The sequence below is a fragment of the Streptomyces sp. CA-146814 genome, from assembly GCF_050942385.1.
In the GTDB taxonomy this organism is placed as follows: Bacteria; Actinomycetota; Actinomycetes; order Streptomycetales; family Streptomycetaceae; genus Streptomyces.
This window is the reverse complement of sequence record NZ_CP192068.1, coordinates 693,356-711,587: the sequence shown is the minus strand read 5'-3', so window position 1 is coordinate 711,587 and position 18,232 is coordinate 693,356. Positions and strand designations below refer to the sequence as shown.

Below are 18,232 nucleotides of genomic sequence, written 5' to 3'. Positions count from 1 at the left end.
CGGGGCCGTACGACCGAAACCGTCAGCCCGCGGACTCACCCGCGTGCGGGCTCAGCACACCGGTGGAGACGAGGATGAAGATGAGGATGCCGAGCGCCACCCGGTAGTAGACGAACGGCATGAAGCTCTTGGTCGTGATGAACTTCATGAACCACGCGATGACGGCGTATCCGACGAAGAACGCCACCACGGTCGCGAAGATCGTCGGCCCCCACGACACATGGCCCTCGCCCACGTCCTTCAGCTCGTAGGCGCCCGAGGCGAGGACGGCGGGGATGGCCAGCAGGAAGGAGTAGCGGGCGGCCGACTCGCGGGTGTAGCCCATCAGCAGGCCACCGCTGATGGTCGCGCCCGAGCGGGAGACGCCGGGGATCAGCGCCATCGCCTGGCAGAACCCGTAGATGAGACCGTCCCGGATGCCGAGGTCCTTGAGCGTCTTGCGCTCCTTCACCGCGCGGTGCTTGCCGCCGTCCTCGTCGCGGGCGGCCAGCCGGTCGGCGATGCCGAGGACGATGCCCATGACGATCAGCGTCGTCGCGATCAGCCGCAGGTCGCGGAAGGGGCCCTCGATCTGGTCCTTGAGCGTGATGCCGAGCACGCCGATGGGGAGCGAGCCCACGATGACCAGCCAGCCCACCTGGGCGTCGTGATCGCTGCGCATCTCCTTGTCCGTCAGCGAGCGGAACCAGGCCGACACGATCCGTGCGATGTCCTTGCGGAAGTAGATCAGCACCGCCGCCTCCGTGCCGATCTGACTGATCGCGGTGAAGGCCGCCCCAGGGTCGTGCCAGCCGGCGAACGCGGCGGTCAGCCGCAGATGGGCGCTGGAGGAGATCGGCAGGAACTCGGTCAGTCCCTGAACGAGTCCCAGGACGAATGATTCGAACCAGCTCATGGGGCTTCGGCCATCCCGGAAATGATCGTGCATCGGCCAGGGACGACGGGGCCCATCGGCTGAGTGCGGCGTACGGAGTGCTGACTACGGAGTGCGGCCGCGGACATCGCGGACATCGAGGTCGCGGGAAGCGTATCGCCTGGAGATGAACGCCAGGATGACCGCAGCGGTCATCCACGTGCCGTCGTCCGCTCAGTCGTTCGACGTGTCCCGGCCGAGCCGGTGGCGCTTGCGCCAGGCCACCAGCGCGCCGCCGAGACCGGACACCACGATGAACCCCATCGCCGCCAGGAACAGGGGCGAGGTCGGCGAGGCGGCCTCGCTGCCGGCTATGACGTACGCCGCCGTGTTCGGGATGGAGCCGAGCCCGGTGGCCAGGAGGAAGGGCGGGTAGCCCATGCGTGAGGTCGCCGCGCAGTAGTTGGCGGCGGCGAACGGGACCCCGGGGAAGAGCCGGAGCGCCAGCACCGAGCGGAAGCCGTGCCGGCTCAGCAACCCGTCGGCTGCGGTGAGCACCTTCCCGCGCAGCAGCGTGCGCAGCGCGTCCTGGCCCAGCACCCGGCCCAGCAGGAACGAGACGCCCGCACCGAGCACCGTCCCCGCCAGGGCCGCCGCGAGGCCCAACTGCGCCCCGAACAGCGCGCCCGCCGCGAGGTTGAGGAGCGGACGCGGTACGAACGCCACGGTCAGCGCCCCGTAGGCGAGCGCGAACAGCATCGCCGCACTGCCGCCGGTCAGCTGCTCCGGCCAGCCCGACGCCAGCAGTCTCTGTGGCTCGAACAGCAGCATCGTCGAAGCGGCACCGAGCAGCACGGCGACGAGCAGCGAGAACCGGGACCACGGGGAGAGCAGCCCCTTCGAACGACGAAGGGCCGTGGCGCCGGCGGGCCGGGTGGTGCGGACAGGGTCGAACATTCGGGGAGAGTAACCGAAAACGGTGTCGGATCGCCGTAATGTGCGTCGCGTGGACCCCGCAGCAGCCCCCGCATCCGCCGCACCTGACGGCCCGCTTCCCGATGCCGCGGCGGACGCGTCCGCCGTACCGGACAGCCCGCTCGCCGACACCGTCCTCGCCCGGCTGACCGAGCTGTACGCCCCGGCCGCCGACCCCGGACGGGCCGAGGGCGCCGCCGCGTACATGAAGCACATCGCCCCGTTCCTCGGGATCCCGACCCCCCCGCCGCCGGGCCCTGTCCAAGGCCGTACTGGCGGGCACCGGGCGGCCGGACGAGCGGGACTGCACGGCGATCGCGCTGCGCTGCTGGGAGCTGCCGGAGCGGGAGTACCAGTACTTCGCCGTCGACTACCTCCGCCGGTACGTCTCCTCCTGCTCCTCCGGCTTCCTGCCCGTCCTGCACCACCTCGTCACCGCCGACGCCTGGTGGGACACGGTCGATCTGCTCGCCGCGCACGTCGCCGGGCCGCTGGTCACCGCCGACCCGGCGCTCGCCCGGGCGATGGACCGCTGGATCGACGACGAGAACCTGTGGGTCGCCCGGACCGCCCTGCTGCACCAGCTGCGCTACAAGGACGCCACCGACACCGACCGGCTGTTCGGCTACTGCCTGCGCCGCGCGGACCACCCGGACTTCTTCATCCGCAAGGCGATCGGCTGGGCGCTGCGGGAGTACGCGAAGACCGCCCCCACCGCCGTACGCGACTTCGTCGACGGCGCCCGGGACCGGCTGTCACCGCTCTCGGTGCGTGAGGCGCTCAAGAACCTCTGAGAGGCGCACGGAAAACCGTTCGACGCCACCGCCGCGCCCGGCGATGATCGGAGGCATGTTCCGGTACGCCTTCCTCGCAGCGCCGTCCGCAGTCGCGGACGCGCCGAAGGCTGCCGTGAACGACATGGCCGCAGCCGCCACCGCAGCCTTCACCGCTGCCGCAGCGCCCATCGGCGGCGCCCGAAGCTGACCCTCCCCCGACAGTCCGGCGGACCCCGCAAGGGGAGGGTCGGCGGGGCCCTGGGGTCTTCTCTCTTCTCAGCTTCGAGTTCTTCAGAAGGAACGAGCCATGTCCAAGACGGCTTACGTGCGCACCAAGCCGCACCTCAACATCGGCACCATGGGCCACGTCGACCACGGCAAGACCACCCTCACCGCCGCCATCACCAAGGTCCTCAGCGAGCGCGGGGGGCAGCTCCACCTCCTACGTCTCCTTCGACCGGATCGACCGGGCCCCCGAGGAGGCTCAGCGCGGGATCACCATCAACATCGCGCACGTCGAGTACGAGACCGACACCCGCCACTACGCGCACGTCGACATGCCCGGTCACGCGGACTACATCAAGAACATGGTGACGGGCGCGGCGCAGCTCGACGGGGCGATCCTCGTCGTCTCCGCGCTCGACGGGATCATGCCGCAGACCGCCGAGCACGTCCTGCTGGCCCGTCAAGTGGGCGTCGACCACATCGTCGTGGCGCTCAACAAGGCCGACGCGGGCGACCCCGAGCTGACCGACCTGGTCGAGCTGGAGGTCCGCGAGCTGCTCTCCGCGCACGGGTACGGCGGCGACACCGTCCCCGTGGTCCGGGTCTCCGGGCTCAAGGCGCTGGAGGGCGACCCGCGGTGGACGGCGGCGATCGAAGGGCTGCTGGACGCCGTGGACACGTACGTACCGATGCCGGTGCGCTACACCGACGCGCCGTTCCTGCTCTCCGTGGAGAACGTCCTGACCATCACCGGCCGCGGCACGGTCGTCACCGGTGCCGTGGAGCGCGGCACCGTCCGCGTCGGGGACAAGGTCGCGGTGCTCGGCGCGGAGATCGAGACGGTCGTCACCGGCCTGGAGACCTTCGGCAAGCCGATGGAGTCCGCCGAGGCCGGGGACAACGTGGCGCTGCTGCTGCGCGGCGTGGAGCGCGACCGGGTCCGCCGCGGCCATGTCGTGGCCGCGCCCGGCAGCGTGGTGCCCAGCCGCCGGTTCACCGCGCAGGTGTACGTGCTGTCGACGAAGGAGGGCGGCCGGTCGACCCCGGTCACCACCGGCTACCGGCCGCAGTTCTACATCCGTACGGCGGACGTCGTCGGCGATGTCGACCTCGGTGAGAGCGCGGTCGCGCGCCCCGGCGACACGGTCACCATGACCGTGGAGCTGGGCCGTGACGTCCCGCTGGAGTCCGGCCTCGGCTTCGCGATCCGCGAGGGCGGCCGCACGGTCGGCGCCGGCACGGTCACCGGCCTGCTCTGAGGGCTCGCGCGGCCCGCCACCTCTGGACCTCAGGGGTGGCGGGCCGCGCGACAATGGAGAGGTGAACGAGCCGATACCCGTCATCCGCGACACCGACTGCGGCACCGCCCGGCTGCTGCCCGATGTGGACCGCGACCGGGCCTGGCTGCTCACGGTCGACGGGGCACCGCAGTCCTACGTGGACCTGGACGACCCGACGTACCTGGAGTTCGAGTACGTACGGCGCCTCGCGCATGTCCTGGACTGCGCCGCGCCCGAGGACGCCCCGCTGGACGTCCTGCACCTCGGCGGCGGGGCGCTGACCCTGCCCCGGTACGTCGCCGCCACCCGCCCCGGCTCGCGGCAGGACGTCGTCGAGGCGGACGGGGAGCTGCTGCGGATGGTCCGGGAACACCTGCCGCTGCCCGGCGGCAGCGGTATCACCGTGCACGCCGCCGACGCCCGGGCCCGGCTGGAAGCGGCACCGCCCGGGTCCGCCGATGTGATCGTCGCGGACGTCTTCGGCGGATCGCGCGTCCCGGCCCACCTCACGTCGGTGGAGTACGCGCGGGCCGCCGCGCGGGCGCTGCGGCCCGACGGGATCTACGCCGCCAACCTGGCGGACAGCGCGCCGTTCGCGTTCCTCCGCACCCAACTCGCCAACTTCTCGGCCGCCTTCGCGGAGCTCGCGCTGATCGGTGAACCGGCGGTGCTGCGCGGACGGCGCTTCGGCAACGTCGTCCTGCTCGCCTCGCACACCCCGATCGACACGGCACCGCTCATCCGCCGCTGCGCCGCCGACGCCTTTCCGGCCCGGGTCACCGACGGCTCGGCGCTGGTCCGGCTGATCGGCGGTGCGCGCCCGGTGGTGGACGCGGACGCCGTCGCCTCGCCGGAACCGCCGGACGGGGCGTTCAGCATCGGCTGAGCAGTACGGTGCCCTCCGGTCCGGGGGACAGCGATCCCGGGCCGGAGGGCAGATGTCAGCCGTGCTGTCGCGTCAGCCGGTCGGCTTCTCGGCGGAGAGGCGGACCGTGCTCAGGATCTGCTGGATGGTGGTCTCCGGCAGCTCGCCCTCGACGCCCTTGGGACCGTAGAGGACCCAGGTCGAGAACTCGTCGTTGCCGTTCTTGAACGAGAAGGCGATCGACTTGCCGTCGGTGTCGCACTTCTCCTTCTTCGCCAGTCCGGTCGCCGTGGCGGTCACGACGCTGCCGGAGAGACCCGACTTCGTGGTGAACGGCTTGGCCGGGGCGATCTTGACCTTGTTCTTCGAGTCGGTCTGCCCATAGGCCGCCCACACCCAGGTCCCCGCCTCGGCGCGCGCCGCCTCGTCGGAGTTCTTCGCCCCGCGTGCGCCCTTCGTGCCGACGCCGGCCAGCTCGGTCTCCTCCTCGTTGCCGTCCTTGTCGGAGTCGTCGACGCACCACTTGCTCTTGTAGTACGCGGGCGCCGAGAAGCCGGCGACGGGCTTGCCGGTCGGGTTCTTGGCGTCCTCGAAGCCGGCGAACGTACCCGAGCTGGAGACCTCCCAGTCACCGGGTACGTCGAACTGCGTGCCCCACTTGGGGTTGGTGACGACCTTCCAGCCCGGGATGAGCGGCTTGGGGTCGCCCTCGGAGCCGCGCGGGTTCTCCTCCGGCGCGGAGCTCGTGTCCTCCGAGGCGCTCGGCTTCGCGCTCGGGGAGGCGGACTTCTTGTCGTCGGCGACGGTGGATCCGTTGTCGTCGTCGTCATTCAGCAGGACGACGCCGGTGACGACGGCGGCCACGACGACGGCGGTCGCCGCGACGATGGCGATGACGGTCGTCTTCTTCTTGTCACCGTCCGGCTTGGGCCCGCCGGGCGGACCCGGCACCGCGTACTGCGGGACGGTCGGCTGCTGGTACGGATTGGGCTGCCCGTAACCGGGCTGTCCGTACCCGGGCTGCTGTCCGTACCCCGGCTGACCGTAGCCGGGCTGTCCGGGCTGGCCCTGCTGACCGGGCTGGCCCGGCGGGTATCCGGGCGCGCCGGACTGGCCCGGTTGCTGACCGGGCTGCTGGCCCTGCTGCGGATATCCCGGTTGCTGATAGGGATTCGGCTGCTGGTACCCCGGCTGCTGGTACGGGTTCTGATTCGGGTCCTGCGGGTTCTGCTCGCCCCCGGGCGGCTGCTGTCCTGGCCACATGGCCAGTAACCATAGATGGGTGACGTGTGCACTGCTACGGCCGCCCCTGTCCCAGTGCTGTCCCGGTGCCGTAACAGGGGGATGGTCAAACATCCCTACTCATGAGTAACCTTCGGTCCATGAGCGCTGAACAGATGACCGTCGGCGAGATGCTCGTCGCGACGGTTCCGATGGCCCGGACCCTCAACCTCGAATTCCTGGAGACGACCCCCGAGCGCGCCGTCGTCCGGCTGCCGGACCAGGCGGAGTACCACAACCACGTCGGCGGGCCGCACGCCGGAGCGATGTTCACGCTCGCCGAGTCCGCCAGCGGCGCCATCGTCATCGCCGCCTTCGGCGACCAGATGAACCGGGCCGTACCGCTCGCCGTCAAGGCCGAGATCGGCTACAAGAAGCTCGCCATGGGCGAGGTCACCGCGACCGCCACCCTCGGCCGCCCGATCGCCGACGTCGTGGCCGAGCTGGATGCCGGACAGCGCCCCGAGTTCCCGGTGGCCATCGAGATCCGGCGCGCGGACGGCGCGGTCACCGGCGAGATGACCGTCGTCTGGACCCTGCGCCCCAACAGCTGACGCCTGCGGGCGTACGTTCCCGGGGCCGCCGCCCCCTCCGGTCGGGGAGGGTGCGGCGGCTTCGGTATGTGCGGGTGCCGGGGCTCAGGCCTCGTGCGCCGCGCGGTGGGCCTTGGCCAGCTCCACGTAACCGGCCGCGTTGAACCGGATGCCCTCCAGCTCCTCCGCCGTCAGCGGCCGCTTCACCTTGGCGGGCACGCCCGCGACCAGCGACCCCGGCGGAACCTGCATCCCCTGCGGTACGAGCGCCTGGGCGGCGACCAGCGACCCGGCGCCGATGTGCGCCCCGTTGAGCACCGTGGCGCCCATCCCCACCAGCACGTCGTCCTCGATGACACAGCCGTGCAGCACCGCGTTGTGGCCGACCGAGACCCGCGCGCCCACGGTGAGCGGGAAGCCGGGGTCGGTGTGCACGCTGCAGTTGTCCTGGATGTTGCTGTCCGGGCCGAGCGTGATCGGGCCGCAGTCGGCGCGCAGGACCGCCTGGTACCAGACGCTGGAACCGGCGGCCAGCGTCACCTCTCCGATCACCACGGAGGTCGGAGCCACGAACGCGTCCGCGTCGATGTCCGGCTCCTTGCCGCCCATGCCCGTGATCAACGCCTGCTCCGCCATGGCCTGCTCCTCGGTGGTCCGGTGTGCTGATGCGCTTGGGGCCTTCGATCGGGATCGGGCCGCCTCACACGGTAGGCGACGGCTCGCCGCGTACGCCGGTGGGTAGGGCGAACATCACAGGTCACCGCGCGGATCGCCGCCCGCCGTGCCGACTACCGTGAGCCCGTGCCGAAGAACCGAAACACGTTCTCCTTCCTCGCCCGCCGGCGCCGCCGCGCCGCCTCCTGGCTGGTCCACCGCGGCTGGGAGTGGGCGCGGGAGGCGGGCGCCGTCACCGCCGAGCACCCGGGCCGGCTGCGTTTCGGCGCGATCGGTGAGGGGACGCGGCTCGCCTTTCCGCAGGGCACGGTCTTCGGGGAGCGGTGGATCGAGCTCGGCGGGCAATGCATCATCGGCGAGCAGGTGACCCTCACGGCCGGGATGATGCCGGACCTGGACCTGGGGCCCGACCCGATCCTCACGCTCGGCGACGGCGTGGTGCTGGGACGCGGCAGCCATGTGATCGCGGACACGACGGTGACCATCGGCCCGGACACGTACTGCGGTCCGTACGTCTACATCACCTCGACCAACCACAGCTACGACGACCCGCACGAGCCCGTGGGCAAGCAGTGGCCCCGGATGGAGCCGGTGGAGATCGGCCCCGGCTGCTGGATCGGCACCGGCGCGGTGATCCTGCCCGGCGCCCGGCTCGGCCGCAATGTGGTGGTGGCGGCAGGCGCGGTCGTACGAGGTGAGGTCCCGGACCACGCGGTGGTCGCGGGAGCGCCGGCCCGTGTCGTACGGAGCTGGGACCCGGAGAAGGGCTGGCAGCCGCCCCTGCGCACGCCGGCGCCCGTGCCGATCCCGAAGGGCGTCACTCCGGAGCAGCTGCTCGCGCTGGCCGAGCTGAAACTGGAGCAGGAGCCCGACGCCCGCTGACGGTGGTCCCCGGCTCAACCGACAGAGAGCGTGTTCGATTGCTTAGCCGTCAGGTCGCCGGTGGTCCGTGAGCCACCCGGTGGCGAAGTCGACGGCCGCCCGCAGCCGGAGCAGCCTGCACGGTGCGGACCCGAGCAGACCCGTCCGTACGCCACCGGGGCCGGCGGCCTCCTCGAACGCGGCGCCCAGGGCCGCGAAGTCGCCGTCGTCCAGGGCGACATCCTCGTACGCCCACCACTGCCGCACGCCCCGCAGGGTCACCACACAGCGGTAGGTGCGGAGGGGAGGGCCGGGTCTGCGGTACTCGCCCAGGTGGAAGGCGGTGCAGGTGGCGTAGCCGGTGCCGAGCAGGAGGATCCTGGCGTCGGCCTCGTACAGCCGGGCGAGCGGGGAGTCCTCGCCCAGGTGGCAGTCCGGCCGGTGCCCGGCGAGCAGCTTTCCCGCCGCCGGGCCGATCGCGGCGAAGGAGGTCTGCGGATGGCCGCTGCGCTCGGCCCCCGCCGCCGTCCGTACGGTCTCGGCCAGAGCGCCCACCGACGGGGCGGGGGTGGTCGCCGGATCGAACGGCTCCATCGCCGTGCGGACGGCCTCGCGCGCGGCGGCGTCCAGTCCCCGCACACGGGCACGGTAGTGCGGTGACGTGTCCGAGTTCTCCGGGGTGAACGAGGGGACCACGACGGTCCCGTCCCGTCCCACGGCCCGGCGCAGGGCCGCCAGCGCGGCCTCAGGCCCGCCGTGGACCGGCCCCACCGCCCGCAGGGAGGCGTGCACCAGCAGCACATCGCCCGGGTGCACGCCCAGCGCGGACAGCGCGGCGGTCAGCTGGTCGCTGTCGAGAGGGTCCCTCACGGCCGGGATCCCTCCCCACCCCGAGCGGCCCGCACACCCTCACCCCAGCTGCGGAATCTCGATCGCCGGGCACCGGTCCATCACCATGTCCAGCCCCGCCGCCCGCGTCCGCTCGTAGGCGGCCGCGTCCACGACATCGAGCTGGAACCACACCGCCTTCGCCCCCACCGCCACCGCCTCGTCCGCGACCCCGCCCGCCAGCTCGCTGTTGACGAACACGTCCACCACGTCCACCGGGAACGGGATCTCCGCCAGCGAGGCGTACCCCTGCTCGCCGTGCACCGTCTCGGCCTTCGGGTGCACCGGCACCACGCGCTTGCCGAAGCGCTGGAGCACCTGCGCCACACCGTAGGCAGCCCGGGAGCGGTTGTCGGAGAGGCCGACCACCGCCCAGGTGTCGCCCGTGTCCTGGAGAATCCGCCGGATCGTCTCTGTCTCGTTGTCCATGCCGGGACAACCGCTGGTCCCGGCCCCGTCATTCCCGCCGGAACGCGCTGCCGTCGCGGCGCATAGGGTGGACGGATGCAGGAGCAGTACCGGACCGTCGCCCGCGCGGGTGTGCACGAGAGCGAGATCAACCGATCGCGTTTCCTCTGCTCCCTCGCCCCCGCCGCCACCGAGCAGGAGGCGCAGGACTTCGTCGCACGCGTCCGCAAGGAGCACCCGGCCGCCTCCCACAACTGCTTCGCGTACGTGATCGGCGCCGACGCCTCCGTACAGAAAGCCAGCGACGACGGCGAGCCCGGTGGCACCGCGGGCGTCCCGATGCTCCAGATGCTGACGCGCCGCGAGGTGCGGTACGTCGCGGCGGTCGTCACCCGCTACTACGGCGGGGTCAAGCTCGGGGCCGGCGGGCTGATCCGTGCGTACGGTGGAGTGGTCGGCGAGGCCCTCGACGCACTCGGCACGATCACCCGGCAGCGCTTCCGGCTGGCGACCGTCCGCGTCGACCACCAGCGGGCGGGCAAGCTGGAGAACGACCTGCGGGCCACCGGGCGGGACGTGCGCGAGGTGCGGTACGCGGAGGCCGTGACCATCGAGATCGGGCTGCCGGACGCCGATGTCGCCGCCTTCACCGCCTGGCTGGCCGACGCGACCGCGGGCACGGCCACGCTGGAGCTGGGCGGCGAGGCGTACGGGGACGTGTGAGCGGCTCGCCAGGGAGTGAGACCGGTCCCACGGGCGGCGAATTCTTGATCGATGCGGGATCGGCGGCCCGGCGGCGTTAGCGTGGTCGGAGCCGGCGGCGGGATCACGGGCCGCTCCGGCGGCGGCCCAGGGGTGGAGGACGAGGTACATGCGGCTCGGAACAGGCGGAGCGATCGCGTGAGGATGCTGCACACCTCGGACTGGCACCTGGGCCGGTCCTTCCACCGCGTCCCCCTGCTCGACGCCCAGGCCGCCTTCCTCGACCACTTGGTGGCCACGGTCCGCGAGCGGGAGGTGGACGTGGTCCTCGTCTCCGGCGACGTCTACGACCGGGCCGTCCCGCCGCTCACCGCCGTCGAGCTGTTCGACCGCGCGCTGCACCGGCTCGCCGCCGCCGGCGTCCCGACCGTCATGATCTCCGGCAACCACGACTCGGCCCGCCGGCTCGGCGTCGGCTCCGGCCTCTTCGAACGCTCCGGGATCCACCTCCGTACCGACCCCGAAGGCTGCGCCACCCCCGTCGTCCTCACCGACGACCACGGCGAGGTCGCCCTGTACGGCCTCCCGTACCTGGAACCGGCCCTGGTCAAGGACACCCTCCGCGCCGCCAAGGCCGGGCACGAGGCGGTCCTCACCGCCGCCATGGACCGGGTCCGCGCCGACCTCGCCGCCCGCCCCGCCGGAACCCGCTCCGTCGTCCTCGCGCACGCCTTCGTGGCTGGCGGCGAACCCAGCGACAGCGAACGCGACATCACGGTCGGCGGGGTCGCCGCCGTCCCGGCCGGGGTCTTCGACGGCGTCGACTACGTGGCCCTCGGCCACCTCCACGGCTCCCAGCGCGTCACCGAGCGCGTCCGCTACTCCGGCTCCCCGCTCGCCTACTCCTTCTCCGAGGCCGACCACCGCAAGACCATGTGGCTGATCGAGCTGGACGGCAGCGGCGCCATCGCCGCCGAGGAGCGGATCGACTGCCCGGTGGAGCGCCCCCTCGCCCGGCTCCGCGGCCGCCTGGACGCCCTGCTGGAGGACCCGGCCCTGGACCGCCACGAACACGCTTGGGTCGAGGCCACCCTCACCGACCCCGTCCGCCCCGCCGACCCCATGGCCCGCCTCAGCGCCCGCTTCCCGCACACCCTCAGCCTCGTCTTCGACCCCGAGCGGCCCCCCGAGGACCCGCTCGCCTCCTACGCCCAGCGCCTCCAGGGCCGCGACGACCACCAGATCGCGGAGGACTTCGTGGCCCACGTACGCGGCGGCAGCGGACCCAGCGACCCCGAACGCACCGTGCTGCGGGCCGCGTTCGACGACGTACGGGTCGACGAGAGCGTGCGCGAGGTGTCCCGATGAGACTGCACCGCCTCACCCTCACCGCCTTCGGCCCCTTCGGCGCCACCCAGGAAGTCGACTTCGACGCGCTCTCCTCCGCCGGCCTCTTCCTCCTCCACGGCCCGACCGGCGCCGGGAAGACCTCCGTCCTGGACGCCGTCTGCTACGCGCTGTACGGCGCCGTCCCCGGCGCCCGCCAGAGCCCCGGCGCCACCCTCCGCAGCGACCACGCCTCCGTCGACCTGCCCACCGAGGTCCAGCTGGAGCTGACCGTCGGCGGCCGCCGCCTCGAAATCACCCGCAGCCCCGCCCAGCCGCGCCCCAAGAAGCGCGGCGGCGGGCTCACGCAGGAGAAGGCGCAGAGCCGGCTGCGCGAACGTGACCCCGAAGGAGGCTGGCAGGCGCTCAGCAAGTCGCACCAGGAGATCGGCGAGGAGCTGGCCCAGCTGATCGGCATGAGCCGGGACCAGTTCTGCCAGGTCGTGCTGTTGCCGCAGGGCGACTTCGCCCGCTTCCTGCGCTCCGACGCCGAGGCCCGCGGCAAGCTCCTCGGCAAGCTCTTCGACACCCGGCGCTTCGCCGCCGTCGAGGAGCGTCTCGCCGAACTGCGCCGGGCGGCCGAGGCCCGCGTGAAGTCCGGCGACGAACAGATCCTCGCCCTTGCCCAGCGCATCGCCCAGGCAGGCGGCCCGGCGGCCACCGAGGCGGCAGCGCCGACCGTGCGGGCAGGCGAACCGGGCCTGGCCGAAGCGGTCCTGGAGTGGGCCGCGATCGCGCGCAGCGCCGCCCGGGAACACCTCGACATCGCCGGTGCGGTGGTCGCGGCCGCCGAAAGCCGTCAACTGGCCGCCGCCCGGGCTCTGGAGGCCGAACGCGAACGGGACCGCCTCCAGCAGCGGTACGCGGAGACCCTGCGCCGCGCCGAGGCGCTGGAGGAGCGCCGACCCGAACACGATCGCTGCCAGGAGCAGTTGGAGCGCGCCCGCAAGGCCGACCGGGTCGCGCCGGCGCTGGAGCTGCGCGAGGAGGCCGAGCGGGCCTACCGCGTGGCGGGCGAGGCACTCGACCGGACCAGAGGGCTGCTGCCCGCCGAGCTGACCGGCGCGGGAGCCGACCAACTGGCCGAGCTGGAGCGGAAGTTCCAGCAGGAGCTGTACGCACTCGACGCGGCGCGCGAAGCCGAGGAGCGCAGCGCGAGGATCGACGAGGAGCGCGTCCGGCTGAACCGGGAGGCGCAGGCCGACGACGAGTTGATCCGCGAGGCCGACGTGTGGCTCGCCGGCTGGGACGCCACCCGTTCGGGGCTCAAGGAGCGCGTCGACGCCTCGCAGGAGGCCGCCACCCGCGCCGAGCAGCTCGCCGGACAACTGGCCCCGGCCCGCCGCCGCCTGGACGCGGCGCACCGCCGTGACGCGCTCGCCACCGACGTACAGCGGGCCGAGGAACAGCTCACCGCCGCACGGGAACAGGCGCTGGACGCCCGGGCGTTCTGGCTCGACGTGCGTGAGCGCCGGCTGCGTGGCATCGCGGCGGAGCTGGCCGCGGAGCTCGTCGCGGGCGAACCCTGTACGGTCTGCGGCTCGGCCGAACACCCGGACCCCGCCAGCCCCGGTGACGGCCATGTCGACCGGGACGCGGAGGAGAAGGCCCTCACCGTCCAGCGGTCCGCCGAGGAGGCCCGCGCCCATGCGGAACAGCATCTCGGCCTCGTGCGCGAACGGCATGCGACGGCGGAGACGGAGGCCCGTGGCGGCGACGCTTCCGCATCCCCTGCCGTGGCCGAACTACTCGCCCTCGTCGATCGGTTGACCGTCGAGCACACCGAGGCCCACCGCCTCGCCGCAGACACACACGCCGCGCGTGAAGCGCTCACCGCAGCCGAGCGCGAGCACGCCGAGCGGATGGCGCAGCGACAGGAGGCGCACGGCAGGATCTCCGCCCGTACCGCAGCGCGCGAGGCTCTCGACCGCGACCAGGCCCGCCTGGCGGAGCAGATCGCCGCCGCCCGGGGCGAGTCGGCGTCCGTCGCCGCGCACGCGAAGGAACTGACCTGCCGGGTCGCGCTCCTCGCCGACGCCGCCGAGGCCGTACGCGCCGAACAGGACGCGGCGCAGCGCCGGAAGGAGGCCGACGACCGGCTCTCCGACGCGGCCTTCAAGGCCGGGTTCGTCACGCCGCGGGCCGCTGCCGCGACGCTCCTCGACGCCGCCGCGCAGCGCGAACTCCAGCACCGTATCGACGCCTGGCAGGCGGAGGCGGCGGCGGTCGCCGACCGGCGCACCGAACAGGACGCGCGCGCGGCCGCCGAGCGGCCGGCCGCACGGCCCGAGGCGGCCGAGAGCGCCCACCGGACGGCGGAATGGCTGCTGCGCGAAGCCTCCTCGGCCCTCGCGGCCGCCCGCGACCGGTGCGCCGAACTCGACCGGCTCTCCGGACAGGCGGCCGATGAGGTCCGGCGGCTGGGACCGGTGCGTCAGGAGTACGAGCGGGTCGCCCGGCTCGCCGGCCTCACCGCAGGCACCTCGGCCGACAACGAGCGCAAGATGCGCCTGGAGGCGTACGTTCTCGCCGCCCGCCTCGAACAGGTGGCGGCCGCGGCCACCGCCCGCCTGCAGCGGATGTCCTCCGGCCGCTACACGCTCGTCCACTCCGACGCCCGCACGGGCGGCCGCCGGGCCGGGCTCGGACTCCATGTCGTGGACGCGTGGACCGGCAGCGAACGGGACACGGCCACGCTCTCCGGCGGGGAGACGTTCTTCGCCTCTCTGGCCCTGGCGCTCGGCCTCGCCGATGTCGTCACCGAGGAGGCCGGAGGCGTACGCCTGGACACGCTCTTCATCGACGAGGGCTTCGGCAGCCTGGACGACCAGACCCTCGACGAGGTGCTCGACGTGCTGGACTCCTTGCGGGAGCGGGACCGCAGCGTCGGGATCGTCAGCCACGTGGCCGATCTGCGCCGCCGCATCCCGGCCCGGCTCGAAGTGGCCAAGGACCGGAACGGATCGACGGTGCACCACCGCGTCTAGCTCTTTCAGGGGGCCGTCCGGGCGCCTCAGCGGCCGATCGCGCGGCGGGGGAGCGGCGAGGAGTAGACGACGCTGGTGGTGACCGAACCGAGCGCGCCGATCCGGCCGGTCACCTCCTCCAGGTGCCGCATCGACCGGGCCGTCACCTTGAGGACGAAGCAGTCGTCACCGGTGACATGGTGGGCTTCCACGATCTCCGGCGTGGTCTCCAGGAGGTCGTGGAACGGCTTGTAGTTCCCGTTCGGATAGCGCAGCCGTACGAGGGCGAGCATCGGCAGCCCGAGCCGTTCGGCGTCGACCACCGCCGCGTAACCGCTGATCACGCCGGTCTCCTCCAGCCGCCGCACCCTCTCCGTCACGGCGCTGGGAGACATGGCGACGGCGCGGGCCAGCTCGGCGAAGGTGGCGCGGCCGTCGCGCTGGAGGACATCGAGAATGCGCCAGTCGGTGGCGTCCGGGGAATAGTCGGTCACGTCCGCGAGACAACAGGGAAATCCCCGGCGAATCAAGAGGAGTGCCGTGGGATCCCTCTTCCTGGTCCCGGTCGACGGTCGTAGATTCATGATCATGACATCTCGGACCACGGCTCCCGCTGCCTCTGCCACTCACCCCGTCCTCCGCGTCCCGCCCGCCTCCCCGGCCGTGGCGGCCGCCTACTTCGGCGCCTCGCTCGCCTTCCACGCCGATGTCTCCGACGTCGCCTCGGCACTCGCCGCCGGCGGCGACCCCGGGTTCGTCGTGGTGGACTCCCGCTCCACCGCCTCCTGGGACCAGGGCCACCTCCCCGGCGCGGTCCACCTGCCCACCGCCCTGATCCCCGAGCAGGCTCCACGGCTGCTGGACCCGGCCGTCCCGGTGGTCACGTACTGCTGGGGCCCGGGATGCAACGGCGCCACGCGTGCCGCCCTCGCGCTCGCCCAACTCGGCTACCAGGTCAAGGAGATGCTCGGCGGCTTCGAGTACTGGGCGCGCGAGGGCTTCGCCTTCGAGACCTGGCAGGGCGGTGAGCGGCGCGCCGCCGACCCGCTCACCGCTCCGGCCGACGCCGACGCCGCCGACTGCGGCTGCTGACGGCGGGTGGGCGGCGCCCGTCGCGGTGGGGGTGACGGGCACGGTGGGCGGTGTCCGCCACGGTGGGGTGCCCGTCACGGTGGCGGTGCCCGTCACCGTGGGCGGCGACGGGCACCGGTCCGAGGCGGCCGGAGCAGGGCCGCTCAGAGCCTGGACAGCTCGTCCACCAGATCGTCCAGGCCGAGCGACCCCTGCGAGAGCGCCGCCATGTGCCAGGCCTTCAGGTCGAAGGCGTCACCGTGCGCCGCACGCGCGTTCTCCCGGCCGAGCAGCCAGGCCCGCTCACCCAGCTTGTAGCCGATGGCCTGGCCCGCCATCGAGAGGTAGCGGGTCAGCTCGCTCTCCACGAAGTCCGCCGGCCGGCCGCTGTGGTTGCCGAAGAACTCCTGCGCCAGCGCGGGCGTCCAGCGCTCGCCGGGGTGGAACGGAGAGTCCGCCGGAATCTCCAGCTCCAGGTGCATGCCGATGTCCACGATCACCCGGCAGGCGCGCATCATCTGCGCGTCCAGATAGCCGAGCCGCCGCTCCGGGTCGGGCAGGAAGCCCAGTTCGTCCATCAGCCGCTCCGCGTACAGCGCCCAGCCTTCGGCGTTCGCACTGACCATGCCGACCGACGCCTGGTAGCGGGAGAGGCTCTCGGCGACATGCGCCCACTGCGCGAGCTGCAGGTGGTGGCCGGGAACACCCTCGTGGTACCAGGTCGAGACCAGGTCGTACACCGGGAAACGGGTCTCGCCCATGGTCGGCAGCCAGGTGCGGCCGGGGCGCGAGAAGTCCTCGGAGGGGCCCGTGTAGTACGGAGCCGCCGCGCCGCCGGGCGGGGCGATGTGCGACTCCACCTTCCGGACCCGCTCGGCCAGGTCGAAGTGCGTGCCGTCCAGCGCCTCGATCGCCTCGTCCATCAGACCCTGGAGCCACTCGCGTACCTCCTCGACCCCTTCGATGTGCTTGCCGTGCACATCGAGATGGGCCAGCGCCTCCCACGGGCCGGCGCCGGGAAGGATCTTCGCGGCTTCGGTCTTCATCTCGGCCAGCAGGCGGTGGTACTCGGACCAGCCGTACGCGTACGCCTCGTCGAGATCCAGATCCGTACCGTTGTAGTACCGCGACCAGCGCGCGTACCGCTCCCGGCCCACCGTGTCCGGCGCGCCCTCGATCGCCGGGGCGTAGACGTCACGCACCCAGTCCCGCAGAGCGGTGAGGGCGGCGGAGGCGAGCCGGGCGGCCTCGGCCAGCTCCTCGCGGAGCGGCTCCGGTGCCGGTGCGACGAACTCCGGGAAGAACCCCGTGCTCCCACCGTCGCCGCTCCACTCCGTGAGCTGCCCGACAAAGGTGGCCGTCGCGCGCGGGCCGCCGTACAGCTTGCGCTCCAGGCCGAGCCCGAGCGAGGACCGGTACCCCTCGACGGCGGCCGGGACCGCGCGCAGCCGTTCGGCGATCGCGGCCCAGTCCTCCTCCGTCCCGGCCGGCGTGACGGTGAAGGCCCCGATGAGGCTGTGGACGGGGGAGCTCAGGTTGGAGACGGCGCGCAGCCCCTCCTCGGCGTCGTGCACGGCGAGTTCCGCCGTCAGCCGCTCGCGCAGGAGGCGTCCGCACCGGCGTTCCTCATCGCTCTCGGCACCCGGCAGCCGCTCCGCGTCGTCCAGCTTCAGCAGCGTGGCGCGGATGAGGTCGGCGACCGCCTCCTGACCGGCCGGTGAGAAGTCGGGCAGCCGGCGCGAGCTTTCACGGACGCCCATATAGGTGCCCGTGATGGGGTCGAGTTCGATGATGGCGTCGACGTAGGCGTCGGCGACCTGACGGGGCAGCGCGCTGCTCGAAGTGTCTGACATGCGGACATCCTCCAACGGCGGGCCCCTCCCCGTCACCACCGTTCAGCGGCCCGCGTCCGAAAGGCGATCACGGGCGGCCGCTCGCCGGTGGTCAGCCGCAGGCCGTGCGCCGAGTGGTCAGCCGCGGGCCGGTTCGCCGGGCGGCAGCAGCGGCCCGCACTCCCACTGCTGGAAGATCAGCCGGGTGTCCACCCGGGCCACCTCCCGGCGCGAGGTGAACTCGTCCAGGACCAGCCGCTGGAGATCCGCCGCATCGGCCACCGCCACCTGCACGAGATAGTCGTCGGGGCCGGTGAGGTGGAAGAGCGCGCGGGACTCCGGCAGGGCCCGGATCCGGTCGACGAACGGGCCGATCAGCTCACGGCGGTGCGGCCGGACCTGCACCAGCAGCAGCGCCTGGAGACCCCGGCCGAGCTTCGCCGGATCCAGCCGGAGCTGATCACCGAGGATGACCCCGGAGCGGCGCAGCCGGGCCACCCGGTCCAGACAGGTCGAGGCCGCCACGCCCACCTCGGCCGCCAGCTCCCGGTAGGTGGTCCGTGCGTCGTTCTGCAGCAGCCGCAGAATGTGCAGATCCACCGGATCCAGAGCGACAGAATCAGCCATACGGCGAACGTAGCACGGTCTTTTGCCG

Annotated in this window: 17 protein-coding genes and 2 pseudogenes; 10 read left to right on the top strand and 9 right to left on the bottom strand. The window is 72.7% G+C overall.

What is annotated here, in order from left to right; genetic code table 11:
• Window positions 1–22: 22 nt before the first annotated feature.
• Both ACQP09_RS03045 and ACQP09_RS03040 read right to left on the bottom strand, forming a co-directional pair.
• A complete protein-coding gene (locus ACQP09_RS03045; RefSeq protein WP_433395771.1) occupies window positions 23–895 on the bottom strand; it encodes an undecaprenyl-diphosphate phosphatase in 873 nt (290 codons plus the stop codon).
• Window positions 896–1,087: 192 nt separating this feature from the next.
• On the bottom strand, window positions 1,088–1,810 hold the full coding sequence (locus ACQP09_RS03040; RefSeq protein WP_433395769.1) for a TVP38/TMEM64 family protein: 723 nt from the start codon (window positions 1,808–1,810) through the stop codon (window positions 1,088–1,090).
• 49 nt (window positions 1,811–1,859) lie between these two features.
• On the opposite strand from ACQP09_RS03040, the pseudogene ACQP09_RS03035 reads away from it, so the two are divergent.
• The 4 genes and pseudogenes from ACQP09_RS03035 (at window position 1,860) to ACQP09_RS03020 (ending at window position 4,995) form a co-directional block, all read left to right on the top strand.
• Window positions 1,860–2,622: pseudogene (locus ACQP09_RS03035) on the top strand (DNA alkylation repair protein).
• A gap of 55 nt (window positions 2,623–2,677) precedes the next feature.
• Window positions 2,678–2,812, top strand: a complete 135-nt coding sequence (locus tag ACQP09_RS03030) for a hypothetical protein (RefSeq protein ID WP_433395768.1) — start codon at window positions 2,678–2,680, stop codon at window positions 2,810–2,812.
• A gap of 99 nt (window positions 2,813–2,911) precedes the next feature.
• A pseudogene (gene tuf, locus ACQP09_RS03025) lies at window positions 2,912–4,088 on the top strand (elongation factor Tu).
• 61 nt (window positions 4,089–4,149) lie between these two features.
• Window positions 4,150–4,995: a spermidine synthase gene (locus tag ACQP09_RS03020; protein ID WP_433395766.1), complete on the top strand. Its 846-nt coding sequence runs from the start codon at window positions 4,150–4,152 to the stop codon at window positions 4,993–4,995.
• Between the two features lie 72 nt (window positions 4,996–5,067).
• Here the strand turns inward: ACQP09_RS03020 and ACQP09_RS03015 are convergent, their stop codons facing one another.
• Entirely contained in the window at window positions 5,068–6,237 is a 1,170-nt protein-coding gene (locus ACQP09_RS03015) for a hypothetical protein (protein WP_433395764.1), read from the bottom strand.
• A 134-nt stretch (window positions 6,238–6,371) separates the two neighbouring features.
• On the opposite strand from ACQP09_RS03015, the gene ACQP09_RS03010 reads away from it, so the two are divergent.
• Window positions 6,372–6,809, top strand: coding sequence for a DUF4442 domain-containing protein (locus tag ACQP09_RS03010; RefSeq protein WP_433406477.1), 438 nt, complete (start codon window positions 6,372–6,374; stop codon window positions 6,807–6,809).
• An 84-nt stretch (window positions 6,810–6,893) separates the two neighbouring features.
• On the opposite strand, the gene ACQP09_RS03005 is transcribed toward ACQP09_RS03010, so the two are convergent.
• Window positions 6,894–7,424 carry a gamma carbonic anhydrase family protein gene (locus tag ACQP09_RS03005; RefSeq protein WP_432149995.1) on the bottom strand — a complete coding sequence of 177 codons (531 nt, stop codon included), beginning with the start codon at window positions 7,422–7,424 and terminating at the stop codon, window positions 6,894–6,896.
• Window positions 7,425–7,589: 165 nt separating this feature from the next.
• Between ACQP09_RS03005 and ACQP09_RS03000 the strand changes: the two genes are divergently transcribed.
• Window positions 7,590–8,345, top strand: coding sequence for an acyltransferase (locus ACQP09_RS03000; protein WP_433395763.1), 756 nt, complete (start codon window positions 7,590–7,592; stop codon window positions 8,343–8,345).
• 42 nt (window positions 8,346–8,387) lie between these two features.
• On the opposite strand, the gene ACQP09_RS02995 is transcribed toward ACQP09_RS03000, so the two are convergent.
• Both ACQP09_RS02995 and ACQP09_RS02990 read right to left on the bottom strand, forming a co-directional pair.
• A complete protein-coding gene (locus ACQP09_RS02995; RefSeq protein ID WP_433395761.1) occupies window positions 8,388–9,194 on the bottom strand; it encodes an aminoglycoside N(3)-acetyltransferase in 807 nt (268 codons plus the stop codon).
• A gap of 39 nt (window positions 9,195–9,233) precedes the next feature.
• Window positions 9,234–9,641 (bottom strand): CoA-binding protein, encoded by a 408-nt coding sequence (locus ACQP09_RS02990; protein ID WP_433395760.1) that lies wholly within the window; start codon window positions 9,639–9,641, stop codon window positions 9,234–9,236.
• A gap of 75 nt (window positions 9,642–9,716) precedes the next feature.
• Here ACQP09_RS02990 and ACQP09_RS02985 point away from each other — a divergent pair, with 75 nt between their 5' ends.
• The 3 genes from ACQP09_RS02985 to ACQP09_RS02975 all read left to right on the top strand — a co-directional run bounded on the left by ACQP09_RS02985 (window position 9,717) and on the right by ACQP09_RS02975 (window position 14,695).
• Window positions 9,717–10,343, top strand: a complete 627-nt coding sequence (locus ACQP09_RS02985; RefSeq protein ID WP_433395758.1) for a YigZ family protein — start codon at window positions 9,717–9,719, stop codon at window positions 10,341–10,343.
• A gap of 177 nt (window positions 10,344–10,520) precedes the next feature.
• Entirely contained in the window at window positions 10,521–11,690 is a 1,170-nt protein-coding gene (locus tag ACQP09_RS02980; protein WP_433395756.1) for an exonuclease SbcCD subunit D, read from the top strand.
• A complete protein-coding gene (locus ACQP09_RS02975; protein ID WP_433395754.1) occupies window positions 11,687–14,695 on the top strand; it encodes an AAA family ATPase in 3,009 nt (1,002 codons plus the stop codon). Before ACQP09_RS02980 ends, ACQP09_RS02975 begins: the two co-directional genes overlap by 4 nt.
• A 26-nt stretch (window positions 14,696–14,721) precedes the next feature.
• On the opposite strand, the gene ACQP09_RS02970 is transcribed toward ACQP09_RS02975, so the two are convergent.
• The gene (locus ACQP09_RS02970) at window positions 14,722–15,168 is read right to left on the bottom strand and encodes an Lrp/AsnC family transcriptional regulator (RefSeq protein ID WP_433395752.1); all 447 of its coding nucleotides are present in this window, start codon (window positions 15,166–15,168) and stop codon (window positions 14,722–14,724) included.
• Between the two features lie 88 nt (window positions 15,169–15,256).
• On the opposite strand from ACQP09_RS02970, the gene ACQP09_RS02965 reads away from it, so the two are divergent.
• Window positions 15,257–15,766 (top strand): rhodanese-like domain-containing protein, encoded by a 510-nt coding sequence (locus tag ACQP09_RS02965; RefSeq protein ID WP_433406476.1) that lies wholly within the window; start codon window positions 15,257–15,259, stop codon window positions 15,764–15,766.
• 143 nt (window positions 15,767–15,909) lie between these two features.
• Here ACQP09_RS02965 and ACQP09_RS02960 read toward each other — a convergent pair whose 3' ends face one another.
• Together ACQP09_RS02960 and ACQP09_RS02955 are read right to left on the bottom strand one after the other, a co-directional pair.
• Window positions 15,910–17,598, bottom strand: a complete 1,689-nt coding sequence (locus ACQP09_RS02960; protein ID WP_433395751.1) for a DUF885 domain-containing protein — start codon at window positions 17,596–17,598, stop codon at window positions 15,910–15,912.
• 117 nt (window positions 17,599–17,715) lie between these two features.
• Window positions 17,716–18,204 (bottom strand): Lrp/AsnC family transcriptional regulator, encoded by a 489-nt coding sequence (locus tag ACQP09_RS02955; protein WP_404070569.1) that lies wholly within the window; start codon window positions 18,202–18,204, stop codon window positions 17,716–17,718.
• Window positions 18,205–18,232 lie beyond the last annotated feature (28 nt).

Bases quoted from the DNA above. Each gene is read 5' to 3' on its own strand.
- ACQP09_RS03045 (WP_433395771.1), bottom strand. From the start codon at position 895: ATGAGCTGGTTCGAATCATTCGTCCTGGGACTCGTTCAGGGACTGACC.
- ACQP09_RS03040 (WP_433395769.1), bottom strand. From the start codon at position 1,810: ATGTTCGACCCTGTCCGCACCACCCGGCCCGCCGGCGCCACGGCCCTT.
- ACQP09_RS03030 (WP_433395768.1), top strand. From the start codon at position 2,678: ATGTTCCGGTACGCCTTCCTCGCAGCGCCGTCCGCAGTCGCGGACGCG.
- ACQP09_RS03015 (WP_433395764.1), bottom strand. From the start codon at position 6,237: ATGTGGCCAGGACAGCAGCCGCCCGGGGGCGAGCAGAACCCGCAGGAC.
- ACQP09_RS03010 (WP_433406477.1), top strand. From the start codon at position 6,372: ATGACCGTCGGCGAGATGCTCGTCGCGACGGTTCCGATGGCCCGGACC.
- ACQP09_RS03005 (WP_432149995.1), bottom strand. From the start codon at position 7,424: ATGGCGGAGCAGGCGTTGATCACGGGCATGGGCGGCAAGGAGCCGGAC.
- ACQP09_RS02990 (WP_433395760.1), bottom strand. From the start codon at position 9,641: ATGGACAACGAGACAGAGACGATCCGGCGGATTCTCCAGGACACGGGC.
- ACQP09_RS02985 (WP_433395758.1), top strand. From the start codon at position 9,717: ATGCAGGAGCAGTACCGGACCGTCGCCCGCGCGGGTGTGCACGAGAGC.
- ACQP09_RS02975 (WP_433395754.1), top strand. From the start codon at position 11,687: ATGAGACTGCACCGCCTCACCCTCACCGCCTTCGGCCCCTTCGGCGCC.
- ACQP09_RS02965 (WP_433406476.1), top strand. From the start codon at position 15,257: ATGATCATGACATCTCGGACCACGGCTCCCGCTGCCTCTGCCACTCAC.
- ACQP09_RS02960 (WP_433395751.1), bottom strand. From the start codon at position 17,598: ATGTCAGACACTTCGAGCAGCGCGCTGCCCCGTCAGGTCGCCGACGCC.
- ACQP09_RS02955 (WP_404070569.1), bottom strand. From the start codon at position 18,204: ATGGCTGATTCTGTCGCTCTGGATCCGGTGGATCTGCACATTCTGCGG.